Origin of the sequence: Saccharibacillus sp. CPCC 101409, from assembly GCF_030518235.1 — a bacterium.
In the GTDB taxonomy this organism is placed as follows: domain Bacteria; phylum Bacillota; class Bacilli; order Paenibacillales; family Paenibacillaceae; genus Saccharibacillus.
The window spans coordinates 190118-212915 of the sequence record NZ_JAULSA010000002.1; the positions used below are offsets into that span (position 1 = coordinate 190118).

Sequence of the window (22798 nt, forward strand, 5' to 3'; positions counted from 1 at the left end):
ACATAGAGCGTCCGAAACGGAACGCCGCCGGCCCCGAAGCCGGAATTCGGAATGAACGTCGTTCCGATGAATCCGATTCGGGAGGTTTGGGGCAAATGAGAAAAGAATGGTTATGGGCGGCCTGCATATCGGCGGCGCTGGGAGCGGGCACGCTGCTGCTGGCCGGGGGACACGGCGCGGAAGAAGGCGCGCCCTGGCGTCCGCTGAACGACCAGCTGCAAAAGGCGCTGGCGGAGCGGGAAGGCACAGGCGGCGAAGCGGCTGCGGAGTCTGCGGGTTCCGGCAAAGCGGCGCAGGCGGCTGAAACCGCCGGCAATTCCGGGAAGTCCGCTGATATTGACGGACGGAACGGCGCGGGAGCCGCCTCGGCGGAGGTCGTGCCGGCCGAAAGCGCGCAGGCGGCGGCCGATACAGCCGCCCCCGCCGCTCCGGGCAGCGAGAAAACCGCGGCGGCAAAGTCCGGCGCGAGCGAACAGGCCGGAAGCGCACAGGGGACAGCGGCCGCGGAAAGCGGTTCGCGCAGCGAGGCCGCGCCGTCTGCGACGCAGCCCGCCCCGGCTTCGGTTTCGGGCGGTTCTGCCGCCGAAAGCGTTCCGGCGGCAGCGTTGCCGGCCGCAGCCGAGCCTGCTTCGGACGGAAAGGTTCATATCAATTCGGCCGACGCGGCCCGGCTGATGGATCTGCCGGGCATCGGCGAGAAGAAAGCGCAGGCGATTCTGGATTATCGTGCGCAGAACGGGCCGTTCCGGGCCGTGACGGATATCGTCAAGGTCAAAGGAATCGGACCGAAGATGCTGGAGAAGATGATGCCGGATCTGGCTTTGTAGCCGGCCTTGCAAGTACGGGAGGGATCGCGATGGGGAGCAATCCGCGCAAGGATTGGGATACGTATTTTATGGATATCGCTTTTATGGTGTCGACGCGTTCGCAGTGTCCGCGTCGGCAGGTCGGCGCGGTGCTGGTGCAGGGCAAGAAGCTGCTCGGCACGGCGTACAACGGAGCGCCGATGGGCGTGCCGGACTGCTCGGAAGCAGGCTGCATGATTGCCGAGGAATACGAGCTGGTGCGCGAAGGCGGCGAAGAAAAAGTCGTCAAAAAGCAGCGCTGCGTGCGGACCATCCACGCCGAGCAGAATCTGCTGCTGTTTACGGACCGCGCCGACCGGGAGGGCTCGACGGTGTACGTGACCGACGAGCCGTGCTGGACGTGCGCCAATATGCTGGCGAACAGCGGCATTACGGAAGTCGTGTACTGCCGCGCGTATCCGAAAGACAGCGGCAAAGTGCATCATATGATGGACCAGAAAGGCATTGTATTTCGCGCGATCGAGCATTACCTGCCGCCGGCTCCGGCTTCGACGCCCGTGTCTTGATTCGAAGCGGCGCCGGGCCGCGCGAATAGGGTACGTTCAACAACAAATGCAGGATTGATAAAGGAAGAACCTTTGTCCGAGGCGAGAGCCCGGCGAAGGTTCTTTTTGGTATGCGGATAAGCGCGCGGCGCTCTGGAAGCAAAGGCTTGAACCGCAAGAATAAACAAAACGGAGGGGTCTTGTATGAATCGAAGACCGCTGGTCGTGTTCACGGTCTGCTGGATCTTGGGGATAGCGGCCGCTTATTTGTACGACGGGCTGCGGCTGGTTCTTGTCGCGGCCGGGATCATGCTGGTGCTGGCCGTGCCGGCGGCGCTCGGGCGATTGTCGCCAAAGCTGCTGCTGGCCGCATGCCTGGCGCTGAGCGCAGCGGCCGTGTACGGAAGCGTTCGGGACGCCCGCAACGTTTCCATGATGCCGGCCGCGCTGGGACCGGCGGTGGAAGGTGGCTACGCCGGAGTCGAGCTTGTCGGAGAAATGGCGGGCCCGGCAAAAATCGACGGCGATCTGGCGATGTTCGAATTGGATGTGGATCGGGTTGAGGCGCCGCGGCAAAATGATACCGCCGTCACGGGGATTTCCGGCGGTGAAAGCGCCGGAACGGTCAAGCTGAAACGGACGGAAAAAGTCGTCGTCCGCATCAAGCTCGCCGCCGAAGAAGAGCAGCGGACCGCCGCGGCCTGGGGGCGCGGCGACCGGTTGATCGTCTCGGCCGATCTGGAAACACCGTCGCAAGCGCGGAACTTCGGCGATTTCGATTACCGACGCTATTTGTACACCAAACGTATCCACTGGGTCGCCCGGGCGGCCGGAGCTTCCGGTGTGGAAACGGAAAAGTCCGCCTCCGGGGCGCTGCGGATTCTGCGCCGCAACGACGATCTGCGGGCGAATCTGGCCGGCAGGCTGGAACGGCTGTATCCCGGCATCGGCGCCGGGTATATGCAGGGCCTGCTGCTCGGGTTGCAGGACGGACTGGACCCGGAGACGTATCTCGATTTCGCGCGGCTCGGCATGACCCATGTGCTTGCCATATCCGGGATGCACGTCGGATTGTATGTGGGAGCCGTTATTTTCCTGCTGCGGCGCTTCGGGGTATCCAAAGAAAGCACGCTACTGGCGGCGCTGTGTTTCGTTCCGCCTTACGTCCTGCTGACCGGCTCGTCGCCGTCGGCGGTCCGCGCCGGTCTGATGAGCATGATCGCCCTGTACGCGGCGAGGCGCGGCTGGCTCAAAGACGGGCTGCACATCCTGTGCCTGGCCGCCCTTCTGATGACGATCTGGGACCCGTATTATTTGAACGCGGTCAGCTTTCAGCTGTCGTTCGCCGTTACGGCCGGCATTATCCTGCTGACCCGGCCGATGCAGCGGATCCTGTTTTTCCTGCCCAAAGCGATCGCCGGAGGAGCGGCAATCTCGCTGGTGGCGGACCTGGTTTCGTTTCCGCTCACTATTTATTATTTCAACCAGTATTCGCTGCTTGGCCTGGCGGCGAATCTGCTGCTGGTGCCGCTGATCAGCTTCGTGTCGATCCCGCTCGGCACGGTCTCGCTGATCCTGAGCCCGCTCTGGGACCGGGGCGCCGAATGGGCGGCTTATCCGGTGCGGCTGCTCAACGCCGCCGTATTCCGGTGCGCGGACGGCGGCGGCTCCGTCCGCTGGGCCCGCACGATCTGGGCGGCGCCTTCGCCCGCCTGGATCGCGGCATACTATGCCGCCCTATTCGGCGGCATCGCGCTGCTCGCCGCGCTGCTCGGCGCGCGGCGGGACCGGGCCGCGGCCGCGCCGGAAGCGGCCGCCGAACTTCCCGCGGCGGCGGTCTCCGCCGCGGCCGCGGGCGGCCCGGGCGGCGACACCGTGCCGCTCGAGCCGCGCTCCGCCGGGCGCGCGGCTCCGCCCGGCGGCCCGTTCCCCGGCGCGCTGCGCGCAGCGCCGGAGTTCACGCCCGCCGTCCGCTACGGCGGCGCGCCCGAAAAGCGCCATCCGGCGCTGCGCCCGCTGCTGGCCGCTTCGGCCGGGCTGCTGCTGTGCGGACTGCTGTCCGCCGCGTATACGCCCCGCCGCAATCCGGCGGGCACGGTGCAAATGCTGGATGTCGGCCAGGGCGACTCCATCCTGATTACGACGCCGACCGGCCGGCATATTCTGGTCGACGGAGGCGGAACCGTGACCTTCGCGCGGCCCGGCGAAGACTGGCGCCGCCGGCTCGACCCGTACGAGGTCGGCCGCGACGTGGTCGTGCCGCTGCTCAAGCGGCGCGGCGTGCACCGGCTCGACGCCGTGATCCTGACGCACGGCGACCGCGATCATTACGGCGGGCTGCTGGCGGTGCTGGACGAAATTCCGGCGGAGCGTTTGATCATGAACGGGACAAGGAGCGGCGGGGAAGACCTGGACGAGCTGCTGGCTTCGGCGCTGCGATTCGGCGCGGAGATCTCCGCGCCGCAAAGCGGGGACGTCTGGCGTCCAGATTCGCGGACGTCGCTGGAGTTCGTGAATCCGTCCGGCGTATTCGCGGGAGAAATTCCCGAACTGGAAGAGCAGAACGATTACTCCGTCGCTTTTCGGTTGGAAATGAACGGCCATTCGTTTATGTTTACCGGCGATCTGGGCGAATCCGCGGAACGGGATATTCTGGAGCGGCTGGAGCGGCGCGGCGAAGAAGCGGCGGTCGAAGTGCTCAAAGTGGGGCACCACGGCAGCAAAACGTCTTCGTCGGCGGCCTGGGTCGAAGCGCTGTCGCCGAAGCTGTCGCTGATCTCCGTCGGCGCAAGCAATACGTACGGCCATCCGAACGAAGGCGTCGTGCGGCGGTTGGAGCAAAGCGGATCGGATGTGCGGCGCACCGACCTGGACGGCGAAATCCAGATCGGGACGCCGCCCGGCGAGCCTTTGCGGATCCGCACGAAGCTGCGGACTGACGAAGGGGAGTAAGACCGATAGAGAACGCGTTTCTTCGAAGCGAAGAAACGCGTTCTCCTTTTTTGTTTTATATACAAGTAGAGGGCTTACCGAGCAGGCGCCGAACCTGCGGAGTTTGCCGCCGAATAGGTTAAAATACCGTAAGATGACTCGGAATAGCGTTTCTGGTAGACTGGTTGGAGATGTGCGAACGGGGAACGGAAAGGGGCGGATCGGGCAGCCCGAAGCCAATGAAAAAGCTTTCAAAACAATTGGAAACAATTTTTTGCGAAAAGATAAAAAAATCGCAACCTTTCGGCGGCCAGTCCCGTCTGAAAGGGTGCAAGAGAGGGGGGCCACTCCGTGGTCGAGCAGGAACTCATCAGAGCCGCTCAATCGGGCGATCGCGACGCTCTTATCACCCTATTGCGAGAGATTGAACCGGCCGTTTACAAAACGGCTTACTATACGCTGAACAATGAACAGGACGCGATGGACGCCGCCCAGGAAGCGCTGATTCGGATTTATACGAAGATCGGTTCTTACGAGGAAAAAGCGCAGTTCAAAACCTGGGTGCAGCGCATTGTAACGAATATTTGCATCGACAAATTCAGACGCGCCAAACCGACGGTTTCGATCGAAGAGCACGATATGGTTTTTGAGGGCAGCGACAGCGTGGAAGGCGAAGTCATGCGCTCTTATACGCGCGAAGACATCGACCGGGCGATCAATCTGCTGCCGGAGCACCATCGCACGGTCGTGATTCTCCGCTACGTGCAGGATATGTCGTACAACGAAATCGCGGGGTGTCTGGATCTGCCGCTGAATACGGTCAAATCTTATTTGTTTAGGGCGAGGGCACAGCTTCAGCAGCTGCTGCAAGATTATCAGAAAGGAGGTGCGCTGTAGATGAAGCATGAAGAAGCGATGGAATATATGAACCGTTACCTGGATCACGATCTCAGCGAAGAAGAAACGGAAGCATTGTTCCGTCATCTCGGCGACTCTCCGGAAGCGAGAGAAGATTTTGAATTCTTGAAGCGGTTGTCCGACAAAATGGAGTCGCTGCCCGACGTGGCGCCTCCGGTCAGCCTGGTCGATTCGATTCTGCCGCGGCTGGATACAATCGACCGGCTGGCGGCTTCGGAAGCGCGGGAAGAACCGGCGCAGGTGGCCGAGATGGAGAGCGACCGGCCGCAGCCGGGCGGCATTTCGCGCCGCCGTGAACGGCGGTTTTGGAATACGGCGCTGGGACGCACCGCGGGCGGAACGGCGATTGCCGCGGCGGTACTGGGGATTTTTGTCGCCACGTACGAGCCCAAAGAAATGCCGAATGCCGAAGTGGCTCCGTCCGCCGCGGTAACGGGCGCAGCGGACGATACGCTGATTCCTTCGGACAAAGATCATTCGACCTTGCAGGAACAGCCCGCGGAATCGGGATCGACGGCCGATACCGCGCAGCCGGAAGATCAACTGGTACCCGATTCTACCGAAGATAGCGGAGTGATGGCGCAGCGGATCGCGCCGGAGGACCGGCCGGCGTCCGATTCGCCTTCGGATTCGGCGACCCCGGATTCTTCGGGCGGCGGAGCAACCGAGAAGCAGATCGAACCGGGCGGCGGTTCGGCGGACCGCCCCGCCGCGGGTACGGAAGAGCAGGATCGTAAAGGCGGCGCCGCTTCCGACAGCGGCGGCAAGTCTTCTCCGCCGGCCGCGGAGAGCCAACCTTCCGCTTCGGCGCCGGACAAACAGACGAAGCAGGGAACCGAATCTTCGGACGCCAAAGCTCCGCAGACGCCGGCCGCGCCTTCCGATTCGCAGCAGAAAAAGGCCAATCCGGGAGACAAGGGCGGCAAGACGTCGGATAAACCCGCGGCGGCGACCGAAACGGAGAATAATTCCGAGAAGAACGGCGGCGCTTCCGGCACGACCGAAAGCGTCGAACCCGACGACTCCGCCGGCGAAGGGGACGTCAGCACGTTTTCGATTCAACAGGATGCGCCGGAAGGCGACAATTCTTCGACCGGAAGCACACCGCCCGACAGCCAAACGAAGACGCCGGCCGACAACCAGAAACCTGCGGATAGCAAAATTTACAGCATGACGGCTCCGACGGCGCTTGCGACCGAATGGAATTCGCCCGACGGCACGTATACGATTTCGTATTCCGGAAATATGCTGAAGCTCAATCAGATCGCCGCGGACGGAAGCAAGCCGATCTCCACCCGTAAAGTGGACGGAAGCGTATCGGGCGGCGTATGGTCGGCGGACGGCAAAACGTTCACGTACGATCTGCTCAAAACCGACGGTTCGACCGCCCAGGAGACCTGGACGATCGAAGAAGTCAAGCTCGAATCGGGCAAGAAATAAACGCCTATTCGGGCAGTCATCACGAAGCCGCCGCGGAGAACTTCCGCGGCGGCTTTTTCAAATCCCGTTTTTTCGGTACAATATGAAGAAAGGAACGCCGCAAGAAAGCGATGAAGGAAAGAGGTTGAAGCCATGGATTTGAAAACGGCGGTCAAGCAGATCAAAGCGGGGGAAGTCTCGCCGCTGTATCTGTGCCACGGGACCGAAAAATACAGAATGCAGGAATTCGTGAATATGCTCGAAAACGAACTGATTGCGGAAGACCAGCGGGCGTTCGCCGTAGCGCATTACGACCTGGCCGAAACGCCGGTGGAACTGGTCGTGGAAGAAGCCGAGACCGCTCCTTTTCTGGCCGAGCGCAAGCTGATCGTTGTCCGCGACAGTGCGCTGTTTACGGCGGGCAAGGAGTCGTCCAAGATCGAACATCGTGTGGAAACGCTGCTTGAGTATTTGAAAAATCCGGCCGATTACAGCGTGCTTGTTTTTCTGGCATTTGCCGAAAAGCTGGACGAGCGCAAAAAGCTGGTCAAAACGTTCAAGTCTTCGGCGTCGGTCATTTCGTTTATGCCGATGAGCGGCGACGAACTGGCGGGGTGGGTGGCGAAGCAGTTTAAGAAAAGCGGGGCTTCGATTTCTTCGGACGCGGTCGAGCTGCTGCTTAAACGGGCGGGCGCGTCCCTGGCCGGGCTGTCGGCGGAGATCGAGAAGCTGTCGCTGTTTGCGGGGAGCGGAGGCACGGTATCGCCGCCTGACGTAGAGAAGCTGGTCGCGATCGGCACGGAGCAAAGCGTGTTCGTGCTGGTCGAGCATATCGCGGGCCTCAAACTCCAGCCGGCGATGAACATTTTCTACGATCTGCTGAAGCAGCGCGAAGAGCCGATCAAGATCGTCTCTCTGATCGCGCGCCAGTTCCGCATCATGCTTCAGGTGAAAGAGATGTCGGACCAGAACTATTCGCAGCAGCAGATGGCGGGCCAGCTCGGTTTGCATCCGTACGCGGTCAAGATTGCGGCCGAGCAGGCGCGGCGCTTCGAAGCGGCCCGGCTGCGGCGCATCCTGTCGTCGATCGCCAGGTTGGATCACGAGATCAAGACGGGCGCGGTGGACAAAGTATTCGGCCTGGAGATGTTCCTGCTTCGGCTCGGGGCTTAAAAGCATAGCGCAAATGCTGCAAGGCGGAGCGGTTGTCCGGGTAGGCGGGACGGCGGCTCCGTTTTGTCGATTTTATTGAATGGGCATGACCGGAAATGGATAAAGCGCCGCAATATGCTAAAAACCCCGAAGTCCGGAGGACCTTGGGGTTTTGTAAGCTGTGTTATATCGCGAGTCCTTAGGCTTGTTCAGCTTTCAGGGCGTTCGCTTTTTTAGCGAGACGGGATTTTTTGCGCGCTGCCGCGTTTTTGTGGATCAGGCCTTTGGTTACGGCTTTATCCAGCTTCTGCGAAGCGGTTTTAACTGCAGTTTGTGCAGCTTCCACATCATTGCTTTCCAGCGCCGTCGTAGCGGATTTCACTGCGCTGCGAAGTGCGGATTTTTGCGAAGCGTTAAGCGCACGACGTTTTTCGTTCGTCTTTACGCGTTTGATAGCGGATTTGATATTAGGCATTGCATTCACCTCCTGTAAAACATATACGAAACCTCGAAAGATTCACAACTTAAAGTATCTTAGCATGAGAGCGCTAAAAAAGCAACCGTTCAACAACGATTTTCGTCAGCGCCCGCACAAAAAAACAGCGCGGTTACAGGCGCGGTCAGGATTGCCGGGATTTCCGTCAACTGCTATAATGAATGGATTGATCGGGCTTGTAAAGCGCGTCCCATGAAAATTGAGTGTCAAATCGAGGCGGAGGTAAGGAATGACTGACATGGCGGCAAGACAGAAAAATATAAGGAATTTCTCCATTATAGCGCATATCGACCACGGCAAGTCGACCCTTGCCGATCGGATTCTGGAATATACGGGCGCGCTCACCTCGCGCGAAATGCAGGAGCAGGTGCTCGACCAGATGGAGCTCGAACGCGAGCGCGGCATCACCATCAAGCTGCAGGCGGTGCGTTTGACGTACAAAGCCGACGACGGCCAGGAATATCTGCTCAATCTGATCGATACGCCGGGACACGTCGACTTCACGTACGAAGTCTCGCGCTCCCTGGCCGCGTGCGAAGGCGCGCTTCTGGTCGTGGACGCCGCGCAGGGGATCGAAGCCCAGACGCTTGCGAACGTGTACCTGGCGCTCGACAATAATCTGGAGATCCTGCCGGTCATCAACAAGATCGATCTGCCGAGCGCGGAACCGGACCGGGTCAAGCAGGAAGTCGAAGACGTGATCGGACTCGACGCGAGCGACGCCGTGCTGGCTTCGGCCAAAGCGGGCATCGGGATCAAAGAAATCCTGGAGCAGGTCGTGCAGAAAGTACCGGCGCCGACCGGCGATCCGCAGGAGCCGCTCAAAGCGCTGATCTTCGACTCGCACTACGATCCGTACAAAGGCGTTATCGTGTATATCCGGGTGCTGGACGGCAAGATCAAAGCCGGCTCCAAGATCAAGATGATGGCGACCGAGAAAACGTTCGAAGTCATCGAAGTCGGGGCGTTCATGCCGCGCATGACGATGGTGGACGAGCTGAACGTCGGCGATGTCGGCTTTGTCGTCGCGGGCATCAAGACCGTGGGCGATACGCGCGTCGGCGATACGATTACCGACGCCAAGAACCCGACGCTCGAACCGATGCCGGGCTACCGCAAGATCAACCCGATGGTGTTCTGCGGCCTGTACCCGATCGAATCGTCGGATTACAACGATCTGCGCGAAGCGCTGGAGAAGCTTCAACTGAACGACGCGTCGCTCACGTTCGAGCCGGAAACGTCCAGCGCGCTGGGCTTCGGCTTCCGCTGCGGATTCCTCGGCCTGCTGCATATGGACGTGATCCAGGAGCGGATCGAGCGGGAATTCGATATCGCCCTGATTACGACGGCTCCGAGCGTTGTGTACAAGATCGCGCTGACGGACGGTTCCGTTATCAATATCGACAACCCGTCGAACTACCCGGAAGTCGGTCGGATCGACTATGTCGAAGAACCGTACGTCAAAGCGGCCGTTATCGTGCCGAACGACTTTGTCGGCACCGTGATGGAACTTTGCCAGAACAAGCGCGGCGAATTCGTCAACATGGAATACCTGGATACGACCCGCGTCACGCTGACGTACCAGATTCCGCTGTCGGAGATCGTGTATGACTTTTTCGATCAGCTCAAGTCCGGCACGAAAGGGTATGCGTCGTTCGACTACGAGATCTCGGGCTACCGCAAATCGAACCTTGCCAAAATGGATATTCTGCTCAACGGCGAGCAGGTCGACGCCCTGTCGTTTATCGTGCACAAAGATCGCGCTTACCATCGCGGACGCATCATCTGCCAGAAACTGCGGGAGCTTATTCCGCGCCAGATGTTCGAAGTGCCGATCCAGGCGTCCCTCGGCACAAAGGTCGTCGCGCGCGAGACCGTCAAAGCGATGCGCAAAAACGTCCTCGCCAAATGTTACGGCGGCGATATTTCGCGTAAGCGGAAGCTGCTGGAGAAGCAAAAAGAAGGCAAAAAGCGCATGAAGCAGGTCGGCAACGTCGAAGTGCCGCAGGAAGCGTTCATGGCGGTACTGAAGCTGGACGAGTAGAAGTTCATTCTGTTATCGGGTTAACGACAAGGAAGCCGGAATCCGGCTTCCTTTTTGAAGATCGAGGAGGTTTCATCATGACTACAGAACCCAACCGGACCGCCGGCCGAGCGCCGGAAGCCGTTTATATCCATATTCCGTTTTGCACCAACAAATGTTTCTACTGCGACTTCAACTCCTACGTGCTCAAAGACCAGCCGGTCATGGATTATCTGCGCGCATTGGACCGGGAGATGGAGCAGACGGTGGCGGTTACGCCGCCGGGCACGATCAAAAGTATTTTTGTCGGCGGCGGCACGCCTACCGTGCTGAAACCGGACGAGATGGCCTTTTTTCTGGCGTCCGTACGCAAACATTTTCCGAATTGGTCGGACGATATCGAATTTTCGATGGAAGCCAATCCGGGCACGACCGATCTGCATAAAATGCAGGTGATGAAAGACGGCGGCGTCAACCGGGTCAGCTTCGGCGTGCAGGCGTTCCAGAACAAGCTGCTCGGCGAGATCGGACGCATCCACAATACGGACGACGTCTACCGCAGCCTGGAGAACGCGCACAAAGTCGGTCTGCACAATCTGTCGATCGACCTGATGTTCGGCCTGCCGAACCAGACGGTGGAGATGCTGGACGAAAGTATCACGAGAGCGCTGGAGCTCGGCCTGCCGCATTACTCCATTTACAGCCTCAAAGTCGAAGAAAACACGCTGTTCCATACCCTTTTCAACAAAAACAAACTGCCGCTTCCGAGCGAGGACGACGAGCTGGCGATGTACAAGCTGCTGATGGACCGGATGCGGGGCGAAGGCTACAAGCAGTACGAGATCAGCAACTTCGCCAAACCGGGCAAAGAAAGCCGCCACAATATCACCTACTGGAAAAACGAAGACTACTACGGCTTCGGCGCGGGCGCGCACGGCTACGTGGGACACAAACGCCATATCAATATCAAAGGCGTCAACCCGTACAACGAAGCCGCGTCCAAAGGACTGCCGAGACTCGAAGAATTCGAAGTGCCGCGCGAAGAAGCGATGGAAGACTTTATGATGGTCGGCCTGCGGATGCTGGACGGCATGGAAAGCGGGCGCTTCCGCGAGCAGTTCGGCGTATCGGTGGAAGAGGTATTTGCCGCGCCGCTGGAAAAGATGACGGGCTTCGGCTTGATCGAACGCCGCGGCGATGGAATCGAAGGCTACAAGTTGAGCGAAAAAGGCATACTGTTCGGCAACGACGTATTCGGCGCTTTTATCGGGCACTTGACGGTGGAAGCCTGATCGGACTCTTTTTCTTTTGAAACCGATAAACAATCGTATATCCGAGACCGGCCCTGCCGGTCTTTTTTTGCATGCGCAGGCAGCGGCTTGAAGATCATACCGGCCGGAATCTCGCAAAAAAATGCCCCGGCGCTCAATTTCTTCATAATGCGGCGATTTGCGTCTTCAAGCGTCTTTTTTCTTGCGCTGCATAAATGCTTTTGTTAAAAAATCGGCCCGCCGGGTATAAAAAGAACAACGAAATAAGGGAACGTAAAGAAAAATTCTTTAAAAAATTAGAGAGTTTTCTGTGCATAAGTGTTGAAAAACTATGCGTATTGATGTATATTTATCCAATCGAAAGTGGAACAGACACAAACCGAACAAGGAGGTGAACGGCCGATGCCCGCCGTTACCGTTGTATGCAGACAAGCGACTTTGGAAGACGTAGAACCGCTAGCTGTCATGATTGAAGAATATGCGCGCAGGGGAATTATGCTCCCGCGCTCCAGAGAAGTGCTGCGGCGCCAGATCGACAACTTCGTTGTGGCGGAAGAAGACGGGAAGGTCATCGGCTGCGGTTCCCTCTGCCTGCTCGGGCCCGATCTTGTCGAGATCCGTTCGCTCGGCATCATGGAAGGCAACCAGGGGAAAGGAATCGGCTCCAAATTGGTCAATCGCCTGATCGAACTGGCGATCCAGCAGAGAATCCCCAAGATCATGGCGCTGACCTACGAAGTTTCCTTTTTTGTGAAAAACGGCTTTACCGTCGTGCCGATGGACGTCTTCCCGGAGAAAGTCTGGACAGACTGCATCCACTGCGCAAAACGCGACCGCTGCGACGAAATCGCTGTGCTCAAAGTCATCGGCTGAGCCCGTGCCCAAGATCTTTGAGCGGCCGGATGGCTCCGTGCTGCACGGAGCCATCCGGCCGCGCCGAGCCCAACCCGCACAACCGGCCAAACCGAACTTGACAACGTCGAGTCCGGTTTGGTATTTTTGTATTAGAGTTTAGCACTCATTTGAATAGAGTGCTAACGGAAAGCGATTCCGACCGGCACTCATTATCCGGACAGGAGGGGATCTCGTGTTAACCGAACGTCAGAGCATGATCTTGAACGCCATCGTCGACGATTACATCCGTTCGGCCGAACCGGTGGGGTCCCGCAGCATCTCCAAGCGGGGCGACGTGGCGTTCAGTCCGGCCACGATCCGCAACGAAATGGCCGATCTGGAAGAACTGGGCTTTCTGGAACAACCGCATACGTCGGCGGGGCGTATTCCTTCCAATAAAGGATACCGGTATTACGTCGACCATCTGGCTCCGCTGAAGCCGCTCCGGGCCGAAGACCTCAAGCTGTTCAAGCAGCTCGCGGCCGAGAAGCTGAACGCCGTGGAAGAAGTGATCCAGCACGCCGGAACGATTCTGGCGTCGATGACCAATTACACGTCGATCCTGATGGGACCGGAGATGTTCCATACGGTGCTGAAACACTTTCAGCTGCTGCCGATCAGCGAGACGACGGCCGTCGCGATTATCGTGACCAGCACCGGCGAAGTGGAGAACAAGACGGTTTCGATTCCCAAAGGCGTGTCGGCTTCCGATATGGAGCGCATGGCGAATATCCTCAATGCGAAGCTGGCCGGCGTGCCGATGCACAAGCTGAAAGCACGGCTCTACTCGGAGATCGGGCAGGAGATCCAGCGCCATGCCGAGCATTACGAAGGATTGATGAAGCTGCTCGACGATTCGCTGGAGAACGGCAAAGATCCGAAAGTCTTCCTCAGCGGCACCACCAATATGCTGATCCAGCCGGAGTTCAAAGACATCGGCAAGCTGAAGACCGTGCTCGATCTGCTGGAAGAAACGCCGACGCTGATGCGCCTGCTCAATTCCGAGCAGCGGGGCATCCAGGTCAGGATCGGCAGCGAGAACGTGCACCAGGCGTTTATCGACTGCAGCCTGATTACGGCCACGTATTCGCTCGACGGCGAGGCGTTCGGCACGATCGGCATTCTCGGTCCGACCCGCATGGAGTACGCGAAAGTGATCGGGACGCTCGATCTGCTGTCGCGGGCCATGAGCCGGGCGCTGGCCGGCCGCTACGGAGCGTAAGAACCGGAAGCGCGAGGCCGCCGGAGATTCCGGTATTTTTTTACGGGTAAAGACTTATGGAGCTAATTGCTTGTCTCACTTAGATAGTACCTTTAGTGTTGATAAGGTACAGAAGTCCACAGGAAATCCCGTGCGATCTATACAAGGAGGTGAATGCATCTTGAGTAAGGAGCAACCGTTACAGTCCGATATCGAAATCAACGAAGATTTGCAGGATGCACAAATGAACGAAGAGGCGGCCGCGCAAACGGCAGACGCCGAGACCGAAGCCCCGCCGCGGGAAAGCGCGGAGCAGCTTCAGGAACGGGTCGCCGCGCTGACCGCGCAGGCCGATGATTATATGCAGCGCCTCGCCCGCTCCCAGGCGGACTTCGACAACTTCCGCAAGCGCACGATCCGGGAAAAAGAAGAGCTTGGCAAATATGCTTCGTCGAAGCTGATTTCCGAACTGCTGCCCGTGATCGACAACTTCGGCCGCGCGCTGGACACCCGTCCGGAAGGCGAAGCCTCCGAGTCGTTCGCCAAAGGCGTGCAGATGATCTACCGCCAGTTCGAAAGCGTGCTGCAGGCCGAAGGCCTGACGGTCATGGACACGATCGGGCAGCCGTTCAACCCGGAATTCCATCAGGCGATCATGCAGGTGGAGTCGGACGAGCACGAAGAAGGCGTCGTCGTCGAAGAAGTACAGCGCGGATATTTGCTCAAAGACAAAGTCCTGCGTCCCGCAATGGTGAAAGTCAGCGGCTAAACCGTTATGATAGAGCTTGGAGCTTGGAGCTTGGAGCTTGGAGCTTGGAGCTTGGAGCTTGGAGCCCGGCGCGCCGCGCCGGAGGACCGGCAAAGCAACCGCTTGACCGTAAACGATTTTAAATAACCTTAATTTTTCGAGGAGGAAGTTCACTGTGAGTAGAGTAATCGGTATCGACCTTGGCACCACCAACTCCTGCGTGGCCGTTATGGAAGGCGGCGAAGCCGTCGTTATCCCTAACCCGGAAGGCGCGCGCACGACCCCTTCGGTCGTAGGCTTCAAGAAAGACGGCGAGCGGATCGTCGGCGAAACGGCGAAACGCCAGGCCATCACCAACCCGGACCGCACGATCGCTTCGATCAAGCGCCACATGGGCACCAACCATAAAGAAACCATCGAAGGCAAAGACTATACATCGCAAGAAATCTCGGCCATGATCCTGCAAAAGCTGAAATCCGACGCCGAAGCATATCTTGGTCAACCGGTAACGCAGGCGGTTATCACGGTTCCGGCTTACTTCAACGATGCTCAGCGCCAGGCGACCAAAGACGCCGGCAAAATCGCGGGCCTCGAAGTGCTGCGCATCGTCAACGAACCTACGGCCGCGGCGCTGGCTTACGGCCTGGAGAAATCCGAAGATCAAACCATCCTCGTATACGACCTGGGCGGCGGCACGTTCGACGTCTCGATCCTGGAGCTGGGCGACGGCTTCTTCGAAGTTAAAGCGACCAGCGGTGACAACCACCTGGGCGGCGACGACTTCGACCAGGTGATTATCGATTACCTGGTAGCCGAGTTCAAGAAAGAACAGGGCATCGATCTGAGCAAAGACAAAGCGGCCGTGCAGCGTCTGAAAGACGCGGCGGAAAAAGCGAAAAAAGAACTGTCGGGCGTTATGACGACAACGATCTCGCTGCCGTTTATCACGATGGTCGACGGAGTTCCGCAGCACTTGGAGTTGAACCTGACCCGCGCCAAATTCGACGAAATCTCCGCTTCGCTCGTTGAGCGCACGCTCGGACCGACCCGCCAGGCGCTGAAAGACTCCGGTTTGTCGTCCAGCGAAATCGATAAGATCGTTCTCGTCGGCGGTTCCACGCGGATTCCGGCCGTGCAGGACGCGATCAAGAAACTGACCGGCAAAGATCCGCACAAAGGCGTGAACCCGGACGAAGTCGTTGCCCTGGGCGCCGCCGTTCAAGCGGGCGTTCTGACCGGCGAAGTCAAAGACGTGGTCCTGCTGGACGTCACGCCGTTGTCCCTGGGTATCGAAACCGCGGGCGGCGTGTTCACGAAAATGATCGACCGCAATACGACGATCCCGACCAGCAAATCGCAGGTCTACTCGACGTACGCCGACAATCAGCCGAGCGTTGAAATCCACGTTCTGCAGGGCGAGCGCGAAATGGCGGCCGGCAACAAAACGCTGGGACGTTTCACGCTGGGCGATATCCCGCTGGCTCCGCGCGGCGTGCCGCAAATCGAAGTTACGTTCGATATCGACGCCAACGGCATCGTAAACGTGTCGGCGACCGACAAAGGCACAAATAAGAGCCAGAAGATCACCATCACGTCTTCGAGCGGCCTGAGCGACGCCGAAGTCGAGCAAATGATGAAAGACGCCGAACTGCACGCCGAAGAAGACAAGAAGCGCAAAGAACTGGTCGAAACGAAAAACAACGCCGACCAGCTTGTGTATCAAGTCGACAAAACGATCAAAGACCTCGGCGATAAAGTCGACGCTTCGGAGATCGACAAAGCGAACGCGGCCAAAGAAAAAGTCCAAAAAGCGCTGGAAGGCGACAATGTGGACGAAATTAAATCCGCAACCGAAGAACTGACCGAGATCGTTCAGCAGCTGTCCGTCAAACTGTACGAGCAGGCGAACGCGGCCGGCGCCCAAGAAGGCGGCGAACCGGAAGGCGGAGCTTCGTCGGCCGGACGCGACAATGTGGTCGACGCCGACTACGAAGTCGTGGACGAAGACAAGAAAGACTGATTGCCCGAACAGCGATTGGAATAAATCGGACTGCGGCGTCTGCGCCGGGTCCGGTTCATAGATGACAAGCCCGTCCGCTTCATGAAGCGGGCAGGGCGACTGGGGAGGTCAAAGCCGGGTCATCCCGGACTCGGCCTTCCCTTTTCTTGGGTAAAAGCGGCGCTGTCGTTCTTCCCGGAAAAACTACGATTCAGCACAAAAGAGTTGGAGGTGCAGCGATGGCGGACAAGCGCGATTACTACGAAGTGCTCGGCGTCGAGAAGAGCGCGGGCGAGCAGGACATCAAGTCGGCTTATCGCAAGCTGGCACGCAAATATCATCCGGACGTCAACAAAGCGGATGATGCGGAGCAGAAATTCAAAGAAGTCAAAGAAGCGTACGACGTACTGAGCGACGGGCAGAAGCGCGCCCGCTACGACCAGTACGGCCATGAAGATCCGACGCAGGGATTCGGCGGAGGCGGAGACTTCGGCGGAGGCGGATTCAGCGATATCTTCGATATGTTCTTCGGCGGCGGAGGCAGCCGGACCCGCAATCCGAACGCCCCGCAGCGCGGGAACGATCTGCAGTACACGATGACGATGGAGTTCAAGGAAGCCGTGTTCGGCAAAGAAATGGATATTACCATTCCGCGCACGGAAAGCTGCGACACCTGCCACGGCAGCGGCGCCAAGCCCGGTACCCAGCCGGAAGTCTGCTCCGTCTGCCACGGCACCGGCCAGGAAGAAGTCGTGCAGAACACGCCTTTCGGCCGGATGGTCAACCGCAGAGCCTGCTCGAACTGCGCCGGCAGCGGCAAGATCATCAAAGAAAAATGTACGACATGCGGCGGCAGCGGCAATGTGAAAAAGCAGCGTAAAGTGCATATCCGCGTTCCCGCGGGCGTGGACGACGGCGCTCAGCTGCGCATGACCGGCGAAGGCGACGGCGGACTGCGCGGCGGTCCGGCGGGCGATCTGTATATCGTTATCCGCGTCAAAGCGGACGAGTTCTTCGACCGCGAAGGCGACGATATCTACTGCGAGATCCCGCTGACCTTCGCTCAGGCCGCTCTCGGCGACGAGATCGAGATCCCGACTTTGACCGAGAAAGTCAAACTCAAGATCCCTTCCGGCACCCAGACCGGCACGTATTTCCGTCTCAAAGGCAAAGGCGTCCCTCGCCTGCGCGGCGTCGGCCAGGGCGACCAGCACGTCAAAGTCGTCGTCGTGACTCCGAGCAAGCTGACCGACGAGCAGAAAGACCTTCTGCGCGAGTTCTCCGGCCTGAGCGGCGAACAAATGCACGAGCACGAACAATCTTTCTTCGACCGGATGAAACGCGCTTTCCGCGGCGACTGATCCGACCGACTGCCCGGCCCGAACATCCGGGCCTGAGCGGGATATCCCATTTGAGGATATCCCGCTTTTTGTTTGGCGCAAAAACAGCGAGACGCCTTGCGATCTGCCGTACGCCTTTGCAGCCGGCGAAGTCCGCTGCCGTACGCCTTTGCAGCCGGCGAAGTCCGCTGCCGTACGCCTTTGCAGCCGGCGAAGTCCGCTGCCGTACGCCTTTGCAGCCGGCGAAGTCCGCTGCCGTACGCCTTTGCAGCCGGCGAAGTCCGCTGCCATACGCTCTTGCAGCCGGCAGAGCCGCTGCCCGCCCCTCCGGCCGGCCCGGGAAGAAGGGCCGGCCACCTCCCCGCCGGGGAGAGCGCACGATTTTCAGGGCTGAGCGACTTTTGGCTTTCCTGCTGCTCGCGGCCTCTACCGGAGGCCCGAGAGGAAAACAACCCGAGCGAAGACCTGAAAATCGTGCGCGCTTTTCATTATGTAAAACTTGACACTACAAAAATTTGCAGTATAATAATTCGTATACGAAATGTTTCTGTGCAAACATTTTAGGCAAAAGTTCAGGGGTGAGAAAGGAAAGCGATAGATTTGAACACGAAAGCGGATATAGAACTGCATGAAATCGTGGATTCTTTTCGGGAAGTCAAACAGCTGTTTTTTCAACTGATGTCCGATATGTCGTGCCGCTTCGGCGTGACCGGTATCCAGTTGATGACGCTTAAAGCGCTGCGCGATCGGCCGGAGATAGGACTGGGCGATCTGGCGGAGCATATGCGGCTGGGCAGCAGTACGGTCAGCGGCGTCATCGACCGTCTGGTCAAAGCCGAACTGGTGATCCGGGAGCGCCCGGATTATAACAGGCGCGCGCTCGTTTTGAATTTGTCCGCCAAAGGCGAAGAAGTACTGGAGCAGGCGTATCGAGCGTATCAAAAGCATGTATCCGGTCTGATGGACTTGGATGCCGAAGAAATGCGGGCGATGCTGAATGTGCACCGCAAGATTATCAAAAAACTAGAAGAAGTGAGAGATGACAACCAACATGAGCCAAATTGCTGCGAGTAAGACTGCTGTACAAGACATTCACACAATCAAAAAAGGACCGATCCTGATGGCGCTGCTGATCGGTGCGTTCGTCGCGCTGCTCAACCAGACGCTGCTGAACGTGGCTCTGCCGACGATGGCGGCCGATCTTAAAGTCGAAACCTCCGTTATCCAGTGGCTGAGTACCGGTTTTATGCTCGTCAACGGCGTCATGGTTCCGGTCACCGCTTATCTAATGGCCCGTTTTACGACACGTAAATTGTTTATCACGGCGATGAGTTTGTTTACCGTCGGCACGATCCTGTGCGCATTCAGCGGATCGTTCGATATCCTGCTGGCGGGACGGATGGTTCAGGCCGCCGGCGCCGGCATCCTGATGCCGCTGATGACTTTCACGATTCTGACGATCTTCCCGATCGAGAAACGCGGTTCGGCCATGGGCCTGATCGGCGTGGCGATGATCTTCGCTCCGGCAATCGGTCCTACGCTGTCGGGCTGGATGGTTGAACATTACGACTGGCACTCCCTGTTTTACCTGATCCTTCCGTTCGGGATTATCTCGATCATCCTCGGCATGGTGTTTATGCGGAACGTGACCGAAACAACCCGGCCCAAGCTGGATGTGCTGGCCGTTATCCTGTCGACAATCGGCTTCGGCGGCATTCTCTACGGCTTCAGCCAGGCGGGTACCGAAGGCTGGGGAGCGACGGAAGTCGTCTGGACGCTGGGCGTCGGCGCGATCGCGCTGCTGCTGTTCGTGATCCGCGAGCTGAGATCGGATATTCCGATCCTGGAGATGCGCGTGTTCAAATACGACGTCTTCACGCTTACGACCGTAATCAATATAATCGCGACCATGGCCCTGTTCTCCGGCATGATCCTGCTTCCGCTGTATCTGCAAAACGTATTGGAATTTACGCCGGTTCAATCCGGTCTGATGCTGCTGCCGGGCGCGATCCTGATGGGGATTATGTCCCCGATCACCGGTTATGTATTCGATAAAATCGGAGCGCGCTGGCTGGCCGTAGCCGGTCTTGCGATCATGACCATCACGACATACGAATTCAGCCAATTGACCGTCGATACGTCTTACACGCACCTGATTACCGTGTACACGATCCGCATGTTCGGCATGTCGCTCATGATGATGCCGATCCAGACCGCCGGTCTGAACCAGCTGCCGCAGCGCCTGAATGCGCACGGCACGGCAATGTCGAACACGCTGCGTACGATCGCCGGCGCGCTCGGTACCGCGCTGCTCGTCTCGATCATGACCAGCAAAGCGGCCGAAGTGGGCAAACAGCTCATTATCAGCCGGGGCCTGAATCCGAACGACGCTTCGCAGGCCGCGCAGCTCGGCGCGGTGAAGATGGAGGCTCTGGTTCAGGGCATCAACCACTCGTTTGTCATCGCAACCTGGATGACCGCCGCGGCATTCGTGCTGGCCTTCTTCATCAAACGGGTCGTGCCCAACCGCGAAGGCATGCACGAACAGAAAACGGTGCCGACCACCGCTTCGGAGAACATGGAAGCGAACGCGTAATCGGTATCCGAAAAAAAGTTCGATTTACGACGAAAGCCGATTCTCCGTTGAGGAGAGTCGGCTTTTTTTGCTGTGCTTCCGGCGTACGGAACGAAAACTACAGATCCTCGCGATATCTCGTGCGGTACGTTTCTTTCTCGGCCCGCACCGCGTCGCGCAAAATGTCTTTCACCTTTTCCGCATCTTTGACGTCTTCGAGTTTGATCTCCGGCGTCGAAGGATCGGTCGAAAAAACGGTAATCGTGCCGACGCCCATCATGCGGTCCGTCACCGTGCGCTCCAGCGCTACGTCTTTGATCCGGACCAGCTCCAGCTCTTCCGTTTTTTTGCCGATCAGTCCGGTCGTAATAATCAGCCGCTGGCTGGTGAGCTTGTAATGCACGTTGTTCATCAGCAGGCCGGTTCTAATCTGATCGCCCAGATCGGACGGACGTCCTTCCCACAGCGTTTTTTCCGTTTTCGGGTCCGGCGTTTCGGCGCGCTGCTGCTGTTGGGCTTGCGAACCGCCGTGCAGCGGCTTGCCGCATTTTCCGCAGAAATTGCTCTCGTCCGGATTTTCTGCGCCGCAGTTTGTGCAGTAGATCATCGTTCATCCTCTTTTCGTTTTAATAATGAAGGGATTTTGTGCTGCTTCTTTAACTATAGTACAATAAAACGAACGCAAAAGTTGAATATTGAGGAGCGATACCCATGCTGTGGCACGAATTGACCATACATACGACCGAGGAAGCGGTGGAAGCCGTCTCGAATTTCCTACACGAAGCGGGAGCGGGCGGCGTTTCGATCGAAGAGTCGGGCAATTTGAATAAAAAAAGAGAACGTCCCTACGGCGAATGGTTCGACCAGCCGCTGAACGATATTCCGGAAGGGTGCGCGGAAATCAAAGGTTACTTTTCCGAAGAAACCGATATCGACGCGGTGATGGAAGAAGTCCAATCGCGCACGACCGAGCTGGAAACGTTCGATATCGATACGGGCAGTCCGCGCTATGAGAAAAGGCTGGTCGACGAAGAAGAATGGGCGACCGCCTGGAAAGCCTATTACAAACCGCTTCGGGTCTCCGAAACGCTGACCGTCAAACCGGTGTGGGAAGAGTACGAAGCGTCGGAAAACGAGAAGATTATCGAACTCGATCCCGGCATGGCGTTCGGCACCGGTACCCATCCGACGACGATGCTGTGCCTGCGGACGCTGGAATCGATCGTTAAAGGCGGAGAAGACGTAATCGATGTCGGCACGGGCTCCGGTATCCTGTCGATCGGCGCGATCAAGCTGGGCGCGAAGCGCGCGCTGGCGATCGATCTCGATCCGGTTGCCGTGTCGAGCGCCAAAGAAAACGTCGAGCTGAACGGACTCAGCGGCGTGATCGATGTGCGCGTGAGCGATCTGCTGTCGGTGCTGAGTCCGTCCGCGGAGCCAAGCGAAGCGGCAGGATCGGCCGCGCTCGGCGTCGAGCTTCCGGTGCAAATCGTCGTCGCCAACATCCTGGCCGAGATTATCCTGCTGTTTACGAACGATGTGTACGAAGCGCTGCGTCCGGGCGGCTTGTATCTGGCATCGGGCATTTACAAAGACAAAGAACAGGCCGTAATCGACGGGCTGGTCGCCGCCGGACTGACCGTCCGCGATGTGCATCGCGAGGAGGACTGGCTGGCGATCGTTGCGGAAAAGGTGGTGTAAATGGAGAACTTTCTGGCTTTTTCGTTCGAGCAGCTGCCTTTTGTTCTGATTGTCATTATGATCGCGTTCACGGTGCACGAATTCGCTCACGCTTACGCGGCTTACAAGTTCGGCGACCCCACGGCCAAGCTGCTCGGACGCGTGACGCTGAATCCGGCGCGGCATATCGACTTTTTCGGTCTGTTCCTGATTCTGGTTGCCGGTTTCGGCTGGGCTCGTCCCGTTCCGGTCACGCGCGAGAATTTCAGCCGCCCGAGATTGATGGGCATTATCGTATCGGCGGTCGGTCCGCTGAGCAATCTGCTGATCGCGTTTATCGGGGCGATCGTATTTGCGGCCCTGGTCGCGAACGGGGTGGTCGACAACGCCGAGACGTCTCGCGGAGTCCAGGCGATCGTGCTGTTTTTCAACGAATTGATTCGATTGAACGTGCTGCTGTTCCTGTTCAATCTGATTCCGCTGCCGCCGCTGGACGGATATCGGATTCTCGAAGACGTCGCTCCGCGGCCGCTGCGCAGAAGACTTCAGGCGATCGAGCCTTATTCTATTTTTATTTTTCTGCTGCTGGTGTTTATTCCGGTTCTTAATGCGAATACGATCGGACGCCTGCAAATCTGGGTGTACGAAATTTCGCAGTCTTTTTTCGATCTCGGAATCCGTTTGTTCGGTTGAATTCGAATCCCGTCTCTTTTTGAAAAAGGGCAAACCGCTTTGTGCCGGATTTCCTTCGCAAATGCCTTCAACTCCATCGTCCTTTCTTTTTCGCAGGGAACGATTCC

The 22798-nt window shown here is 58.4% G+C and carries 19 protein-coding genes; 17 read left to right on the forward strand and 2 right to left on the reverse strand.

The genetic code is table 11. The features are described from left to right. The first annotated feature begins 95 nt into the window (after positions 1 to 95). The 6 genes from QWJ34_RS05115 (at position 96) to holA (ending at position 7792) form a co-directional block, all read left to right on the forward strand. On the forward strand, positions 96 to 827 hold the full coding sequence (locus QWJ34_RS05115) for a helix-hairpin-helix domain-containing protein (protein ID WP_302725996.1): 732 nt from the start codon (positions 96 to 98) through the stop codon (positions 825 to 827). A 29-nt stretch (positions 828 to 856) separates the two neighbouring features. Beyond that, positions 857 to 1372, forward strand: coding sequence for a deoxycytidylate deaminase (locus tag QWJ34_RS05120; protein WP_302725997.1), 516 nt, complete (start codon positions 857 to 859; stop codon positions 1370 to 1372). 183 nt (positions 1373 to 1555) lie between these two features. Further along, entirely contained in the window at positions 1556 to 4303 is a 2748-nt protein-coding gene (locus QWJ34_RS05125; protein ID WP_302725998.1) for a ComEC/Rec2 family competence protein, read from the forward strand. 330 nt (positions 4304 to 4633) lie between these two features. Further along, positions 4634 to 5179, forward strand: coding sequence for an RNA polymerase sigma factor (locus QWJ34_RS05130; RefSeq protein WP_302725999.1), 546 nt, complete (start codon positions 4634 to 4636; stop codon positions 5177 to 5179). Beyond that, positions 5180 to 6640: a hypothetical protein gene (locus QWJ34_RS05135; protein ID WP_302726000.1), complete on the forward strand. Its 1461-nt coding sequence runs from the start codon at positions 5180 to 5182 to the stop codon at positions 6638 to 6640. Between the two features lie 132 nt (positions 6641 to 6772). Beyond that, positions 6773 to 7792, forward strand: coding sequence for a DNA polymerase III subunit delta (holA, locus tag QWJ34_RS05140; protein WP_302726001.1), 1020 nt, complete (start codon positions 6773 to 6775; stop codon positions 7790 to 7792). A 178-nt stretch (positions 7793 to 7970) separates the two neighbouring features. Here holA and rpsT read toward each other — a convergent pair whose 3' ends face one another. Next, positions 7971 to 8246, reverse strand: coding sequence for a 30S ribosomal protein S20 (rpsT, locus tag QWJ34_RS05145; RefSeq protein WP_302726002.1), 276 nt, complete (start codon positions 8244 to 8246; stop codon positions 7971 to 7973). Between the two features lie 250 nt (positions 8247 to 8496). On the opposite strand from rpsT, the gene lepA reads away from it, so the two are divergent. From lepA to QWJ34_RS05190, 9 genes are all read left to right on the forward strand, one after another. Further along, the gene (lepA, locus tag QWJ34_RS05150) at positions 8497 to 10311 is read left to right on the forward strand and encodes a translation elongation factor 4 (protein WP_302726003.1); all 1815 of its coding nucleotides are present in this window, start codon (positions 8497 to 8499) and stop codon (positions 10309 to 10311) included. A 77-nt stretch (positions 10312 to 10388) separates the two neighbouring features. Then, complete coding sequence (gene hemW, locus QWJ34_RS05155; protein WP_302726004.1) at positions 10389 to 11582, forward strand: radical SAM family heme chaperone HemW; 1194 nt, start codon at positions 10389 to 10391, stop codon at positions 11580 to 11582. Between the two features lie 381 nt (positions 11583 to 11963). Further along, positions 11964 to 12434 (forward strand): N-acetyltransferase, encoded by a 471-nt coding sequence (locus QWJ34_RS05160; RefSeq protein WP_302726005.1) that lies wholly within the window; start codon positions 11964 to 11966, stop codon positions 12432 to 12434. A 214-nt stretch (positions 12435 to 12648) separates the two neighbouring features. Further along, the gene (gene hrcA / locus QWJ34_RS05165; protein ID WP_302726006.1) at positions 12649 to 13677 is read left to right on the forward strand and encodes a heat-inducible transcriptional repressor HrcA; all 1029 of its coding nucleotides are present in this window, start codon (positions 12649 to 12651) and stop codon (positions 13675 to 13677) included. 160 nt (positions 13678 to 13837) lie between these two features. Then, positions 13838 to 14425: a nucleotide exchange factor GrpE gene (gene grpE / locus QWJ34_RS05170; protein ID WP_483314244.1), complete on the forward strand. Its 588-nt coding sequence runs from the start codon at positions 13838 to 13840 to the stop codon at positions 14423 to 14425. A gap of 154 nt (positions 14426 to 14579) precedes the next feature. Continuing rightward, positions 14580 to 16424, forward strand: a complete 1845-nt coding sequence (gene dnaK / locus QWJ34_RS05175; protein WP_302726007.1) for a molecular chaperone DnaK — start codon at positions 14580 to 14582, stop codon at positions 16422 to 16424. Between the two features lie 218 nt (positions 16425 to 16642). Beyond that, positions 16643 to 17764 (forward strand): molecular chaperone DnaJ, encoded by a 1122-nt coding sequence (gene dnaJ / locus QWJ34_RS05180; protein ID WP_302726008.1) that lies wholly within the window; start codon positions 16643 to 16645, stop codon positions 17762 to 17764. A 579-nt stretch (positions 17765 to 18343) separates the two neighbouring features. Further along, on the forward strand, positions 18344 to 18817 hold the full coding sequence (locus tag QWJ34_RS05185; RefSeq protein WP_302726009.1) for a MarR family winged helix-turn-helix transcriptional regulator: 474 nt from the start codon (positions 18344 to 18346) through the stop codon (positions 18815 to 18817). Next, positions 18783 to 20339, forward strand: a complete 1557-nt coding sequence (locus tag QWJ34_RS05190) for a DHA2 family efflux MFS transporter permease subunit (protein WP_302726010.1) — start codon at positions 18783 to 18785, stop codon at positions 20337 to 20339. The genes QWJ34_RS05185 and QWJ34_RS05190 overlap by 35 nt, the downstream gene beginning before the upstream one ends. 97 nt (positions 20340 to 20436) lie before the next feature. Here the strand turns inward: QWJ34_RS05190 and QWJ34_RS05195 are convergent, their stop codons facing one another. Beyond that, on the reverse strand, positions 20437 to 20925 hold the full coding sequence (locus tag QWJ34_RS05195; RefSeq protein ID WP_302726011.1) for a PH domain-containing protein: 489 nt from the start codon (positions 20923 to 20925) through the stop codon (positions 20437 to 20439). Positions 20926 to 21029: 104 nt separating this feature from the next. Here QWJ34_RS05195 and prmA point away from each other — a divergent pair, with 104 nt between their 5' ends. Further along, entirely contained in the window at positions 21030 to 22019 is a 990-nt protein-coding gene (gene prmA / locus QWJ34_RS05200; RefSeq protein ID WP_302726012.1) for a 50S ribosomal protein L11 methyltransferase, read from the forward strand. Beyond that, a complete protein-coding gene (locus tag QWJ34_RS05205) occupies positions 22020 to 22691 on the forward strand; it encodes a site-2 protease family protein (RefSeq protein ID WP_302726013.1) in 672 nt (223 codons plus the stop codon). It begins immediately after the preceding gene. Positions 22692 to 22798: the final 107 nt, after the last annotated feature.

What these genes read in the sequence shown, in the direction of transcription:
- QWJ34_RS05115 (WP_302725996.1), top strand. Translation starts at nt 96, where the DNA reads ATGAGAAAAGAATGGTTATGGGCGGCCTGCATATCGGCGGCGCTGGGA.
- QWJ34_RS05120 (WP_302725997.1), top strand. Translation starts at nt 857, where the DNA reads ATGGGGAGCAATCCGCGCAAGGATTGGGATACGTATTTTATGGATATC.
- QWJ34_RS05125 (WP_302725998.1), top strand. Translation starts at nt 1,556, where the DNA reads ATGAATCGAAGACCGCTGGTCGTGTTCACGGTCTGCTGGATCTTGGGG.
- QWJ34_RS05135 (WP_302726000.1), top strand. Translation starts at nt 5,180, where the DNA reads ATGAAGCATGAAGAAGCGATGGAATATATGAACCGTTACCTGGATCAC.
- holA (WP_302726001.1), top strand. Translation starts at nt 6,773, where the DNA reads ATGGATTTGAAAACGGCGGTCAAGCAGATCAAAGCGGGGGAAGTCTCG.
- rpsT (WP_302726002.1), bottom strand. Translation starts at nt 8,246, where the DNA reads ATGCCTAATATCAAATCCGCTATCAAACGCGTAAAGACGAACGAAAAA.
- lepA (WP_302726003.1), top strand. Translation starts at nt 8,497, where the DNA reads ATGACTGACATGGCGGCAAGACAGAAAAATATAAGGAATTTCTCCATT.
- hemW (WP_302726004.1), top strand. Translation starts at nt 10,389, where the DNA reads ATGACTACAGAACCCAACCGGACCGCCGGCCGAGCGCCGGAAGCCGTT.
- QWJ34_RS05160 (WP_302726005.1), top strand. Translation starts at nt 11,964, where the DNA reads ATGCCCGCCGTTACCGTTGTATGCAGACAAGCGACTTTGGAAGACGTA.
- dnaJ (WP_302726008.1), top strand. Translation starts at nt 16,643, where the DNA reads ATGGCGGACAAGCGCGATTACTACGAAGTGCTCGGCGTCGAGAAGAGC.
- QWJ34_RS05190 (WP_302726010.1), top strand. Translation starts at nt 18,783, where the DNA reads ATGACAACCAACATGAGCCAAATTGCTGCGAGTAAGACTGCTGTACAA.
- QWJ34_RS05195 (WP_302726011.1), bottom strand. Translation starts at nt 20,925, where the DNA reads ATGATCTACTGCACAAACTGCGGCGCAGAAAATCCGGACGAGAGCAAT.
- prmA (WP_302726012.1), top strand. Translation starts at nt 21,030, where the DNA reads ATGCTGTGGCACGAATTGACCATACATACGACCGAGGAAGCGGTGGAA.
- QWJ34_RS05205 (WP_302726013.1), top strand. Translation starts at nt 22,020, where the DNA reads ATGGAGAACTTTCTGGCTTTTTCGTTCGAGCAGCTGCCTTTTGTTCTG.